General features: G+C 32.3%; 4 protein-coding genes and 1 pseudogene. 3 read left to right on the forward strand and 2 right to left on the reverse strand.

Going from position 1 to position 4,617, the window contains the following annotated elements; translation table 11 throughout:
* A partial coding sequence (locus RR430_RS08925) for a PTS sugar transporter subunit IIA (protein WP_332508969.1) occupies positions 1 to 505 on the forward strand: 505 nt, incomplete at its 5' end.
* A 60-nt stretch (positions 506 to 565) separates the two neighbouring features.
* Here RR430_RS08925 and RR430_RS08930 read toward each other — a convergent pair.
* A complete protein-coding gene (locus RR430_RS08930) occupies positions 566 to 1,786 on the reverse strand; it encodes an aminopeptidase (protein ID WP_332492925.1) in 1,221 nt (406 codons plus the stop codon).
* On the reverse strand, positions 1,776 to 2,900 hold the full coding sequence (locus RR430_RS08935; RefSeq protein WP_332492923.1) for a Gfo/Idh/MocA family protein: 1,125 nt from the start codon (positions 2,898 to 2,900) through the stop codon (positions 1,776 to 1,778). Before RR430_RS08935 ends, RR430_RS08930 begins: the two co-directional genes overlap by 11 nt.
* A 174-nt stretch (positions 2,901 to 3,074) precedes the next feature.
* Here RR430_RS08935 and RR430_RS08940 point away from each other — a divergent pair, with 174 nt between their 5' ends.
* Positions 3,075 to 4,241: an iron-containing alcohol dehydrogenase gene (locus RR430_RS08940; protein ID WP_332492921.1), complete on the forward strand. Its 1,167-nt coding sequence runs from the start codon at positions 3,075 to 3,077 to the stop codon at positions 4,239 to 4,241.
* 12 nt (positions 4,242 to 4,253) lie between these two features.
* A pseudogene (locus tag RR430_RS08945) lies at positions 4,254 to 4,617 on the forward strand (pentose-5-phosphate 3-epimerase); the annotation flags it as partial.

Here is a 4,617-nt window from a genome sequence, read left to right on the forward strand (position 1 = left end):
CTTAGTCTTTACTTTAGAAGGAGGAGTTATGTTTAATTTATTTAAGAAAAATGATTCAAAAGGAACATCAATTTGCGCGGTATCATCAGGTAAGCTTGAAAGAATAGAGAAAAGTATAGATCCTGTTTTTTCTCAAAAAATGATGGGAGATGGATTATTCATAAAACCTACTTCTGATAGAATTGTATCTCCAATTGATGGCGAAGTAGTGATGATGTTTCCGACATTACATGCCATTGGACTAAAAGATGAGAATGGAAACGAATATTTAATTCACATAGGGGTTGAAACAGTAGCGCTTAATGGAGAAGGATTTAAATCATTTGTAGAAGTGAATCAAAAAGTCAAAAAAGGACAGTTACTAATCACTGCCGATTTTGAATCAATGAAGGACAAAATTACATCATCAGATATTATTCTTATTGCAACCGATGGAAGAAAATGTGTTGTAAGTGAAGAAAAAGATGTTGCTGAGGGTGAAGAAAATATCGCAATATTTGAATAAGTAAAAAAAGGAGTTGCGCTTCACATTACGCAATTCCTTTTTACTTGTAAGAACTAGTACTTAAATCATCCATTTTCCATTTTGGATCAAAGGTATTTCTTGATTATTACTGTCTATTCCAACAATGGTGGTATTATCTTTTCCGAACATAAAGTCACAATGGATACTTGCAAAATTAATGCCATGAGCTTCAAAATCAGTTGCGTTATATACAAGCGAATCATTGATGTTAATGGGATAAGCACAACCTATTGCCATATGACATGCTGCATTTTCATCCAGTAATGTGTTTTTAAAAATAGTGTTGGTTCTTGAAATTATGGTAGAACCTTGAAGTAATGCGATTTCTCCACAATAGCGAGTACCTTCTTCAAGTGATAGTAATGAATCAAGGGCAGTTTGACCACGAGTAGCATAGGCACCAACAATTTTTCCTTTTTCAAAAGTCAATTGAAAATCGTCAATGATCTCATTCTGATAAATAAAAGGTTTCGATGAATGAACTTTTCCATGAATGCCATATTTTGAACATGCGGTAAATATTTCCTCAGTTGGGAAATTAGGCATGCAGCGTAAACCTTCTACAGTATACTCGCATCCACCAACCCATGCATGATTATGTGGTAACTCTACAATAAAGTCAGAGTTATCATCATAAATATGAAGTTTGATTAATTCTAACTGATTTAAGTGATTTCTTCTTTGGTTAATGTTGCTAATGTGATTTTCCCAATAATTAAGAGGGTTTTCTAGTTCGCATTGAGCTATTTGAAATAATTGATTCCATAGTGCAATATAAGCTTCCTCATCAGATAGATTAGGGAAAACTTGCTTAGCCCAATAATGGGTTGGTAATACCGTTGAACATGAATTAAACGTTTTTATTCTTTTCATTTTGGTATAAGACTCAAGTGCTTTGTTCATACCTTTTACTGAATCTTTTTTGGCTTGCGCATCAAATTTAATTGTAGGTATAATTCCAGGATTAAATTTTAATAATGCAACATTTTCGTGAATCATGTTTATTTTTTTATTTACTAAGTATTCAGGATAATCTTGTATGTATTTAGAGGAACAGTTTTGATAACGAATTTGTTCTTGAAGAGGGGCGTAAAATTCAATTTCCACATAACTTGCACCAAGTTTGTATGCTACCTGAGACAAAACTTGCATAAACTCATTACCTTCAATTGGACAATAAACAGAAAGAAATTGACCTTCTTGTAGGTTAACTCCTTTTCTTAATAAAATTTCAGCATAAATTTCAAAATTACTTATCATCAAGTACCTCTTCTATCTGTTGAATACAAACTGGATTACCATTTAATTTAATCGACTTAAGTCCTGATTCAATAATGAGTTGTGAAGCAAGTGCTTCATAAAACGTAGGGACGCCATCAAAACGTTGATTAAGGTGAATTGAAGAAAGTACCGAACGAATGGAAGCTATATGGGGAGCTATTTCTCTAGCAACAGGGAAAGAGCTAAGCCATGATTTAAGGTTTTTAGAATATGTAGATAAAGTTAGATCACGAGTGATTGATGTGTTGTTTTTTGAATCGGTAATACTGACTACATTTGAATTATTTGCATCAGCGTAGATAGAACCTTTACTTCCAAAAATCTCCAGCACCCATTCAGGTTGAGTTGATTGGCAAAGTTTTGATAACTCTATTGTACCAAAGATATGGTTCTTTAGTGTACAATAACAAGATGAATAATCATCGCAATCGTTATCTGAAGTAGTTTTAACAGTTTCACTATCTTGGGAATATGTAAGTGAATTCACAGAGATAGTAGAAAACTCTCCTAACATAAAACGAATGATATCAAATGCATGGATGCCTAAGTCAACAATAACACCACCACCGCTTTGCGATTTATCTGTACGCCATTCATTATTTTTTGGGCGATGTAAATAACTTGCGTGTCGTAACGTAAATGAAAAATGTAAAGGAGTCCCAATTTGACCTAATTCAATGACGTCACGTACAATTGAGAAAGCAGGAATGAATCGATATACAAGTGCTACTTGGTTAAGTATAGCTGAATTAGAAACTTGTTTAACCAAAGATATAGATTCTTCAATCGTTGAACAAAGTGGTTTTTCACAGTAAATATTTATACCTTTATTAATAGTTTGTTGAACTTGATTGTAGTGAGCAGAGTTAGGAGTACAAATATCTACTAAATCTAAATTGCTGTTTAAAAAATCGTTAAATGAAGTAGTTTGATTTTTAAATAAATGATTATCCAGTGTTAGTTCTTTTGTGTTCAAACTTTCTAGATTAATTAAAAAATCTTGTGGATAATTGCTTAGTTGTAGTAAATAGCATTGACTATGCACTTTGCCCATCAATCCATAACCAGAAACGCCAATATTATATGTTTTCATATATTTCACCTCAGTTTAATTGTAAAACAAATTAGGGTAATTAGTTAATATCTACTTGCCATAATATAGTGGCAAAAGTATCCAAATTCGTATATTTTTGCCACAACTTTTCGGTAAACAGATGAAACGATAAAAAAGGAATAAACGGTATAATAAAAGCAAGAGGGAGGGCCTATGAACTTTAATTATCAACAACCAACAGAATTAATATTTGGTGCAAAAAAAGTTAGTCACTTGCCAGAGATAGTAAAAAGATACGGAAATAGAGTGTTGCTGGTTGGACCAGTAATGAATGAAGCGATACTACCTATGTTTAATCAAGTGATTAGCAATTTAGAACAAAATGGTATCATAACAACTTGCTATTTAGAGGTGGAACCAAATCCATTAACAAGTGCAGTTGATAAAGGACTCCGATTAGCTAAGGAAAATAATGTAGATGTTATTGTTGCTATGGGTGGAGGATCTACAATTGATACAGCAAAAATTATCAGTTTGTGCATTGATTGTGATGTGATCAAATGGCAAGAAATGTTTGAAAAATATGATAATTTTGCTAATAGATATGAAAAAATTAGTAAAACAAATCTTCCGGTAATTGCAATATCAACGACAGCGGGAACAGGTTCACAATGTACTCAAGCCAGTGTTATTACCGATGATGAATCTAAGATGAAACTTACGGTATTTCATCAAGATAACTTTGTTGAAGTTGCGATACTTGATCCAGAGTTAACGATGACACTACCAAGAAGTATTACGGTTTCAACAGCATTCGATGCATTTACACACGCATTTGAATCATACTTAAGAAATGAAGGCAATCCAATAACAGAGAATTTCTCATTACAAGCTATTAAAAATATAGTGCAAAATCTTCCAAAAGTTTTGGTAGAAAATAAAATCGAGTATCGTGAAAAACTAATGTTGGCAGATACTTATGCAGGTATAGCATTGGCAAATAATGGAGCAGCACTTCCACATCCACTTTCAGAAATAATTGGAAGCTTTGTTAATAAATTATCGCATGGACAAGCGTTAGCGATGGTTTATCCTACATTTGTAAAATATACATATGAAAAGTATCAAAGCAAATTCGCAACAGTATGCCGCATCTTTGATGAATCGTATTGTGATAAGGATGATGCTGAGGCAGCAAAAGATTTTTATAAAGTATTAACAAAATTTGAAAAACAAAATTATTTAGAATTTAGTTTAAGTCAATTTGAAATTGAAGAAAGTACTATAAATAAAATCAAAGATTGTGAAATTTGGCAACATTTGCCAATGGAAAAAACAGAAACAATTATAAAAATTGTTAATGAAATATGTGAACTATAGGAGGAAAATATTATGAAACATATTAAAATTTCAGCAGGATTAGCACATGTAAATTATGGAAGAATTGCAGATGTAGTAAAAACAGCAAGTGATGCAGGGGTTGATTATATCCATTCAGATGCAGCGGATATGCATGACTTACAAAATATGAAACTTATGGGCGGACACCAAATTATTGCAGGTATTCGACCAGAAACAAATTTACCAATAGAATGTCATTTTTATACAGTAACTATGGATGAAATGTTTATTGAACAAATTTATCAAGCAGGAGCAAATATGCTTATTTTACCTGCAGAGCATTTCATTGGTGCTCAATTAGCTTATATTATCAACTGGTGTAGAGAAAGAAAACTTAAAGTTGGATTAACAGTAG

The organism is Anaerorhabdus sp., from assembly GCF_036641015.1.
In the GTDB taxonomy this organism is placed as follows: Bacteria; Bacillota_I; Bacilli_A; order Erysipelotrichales; family Erysipelotrichaceae; genus Anaerorhabdus.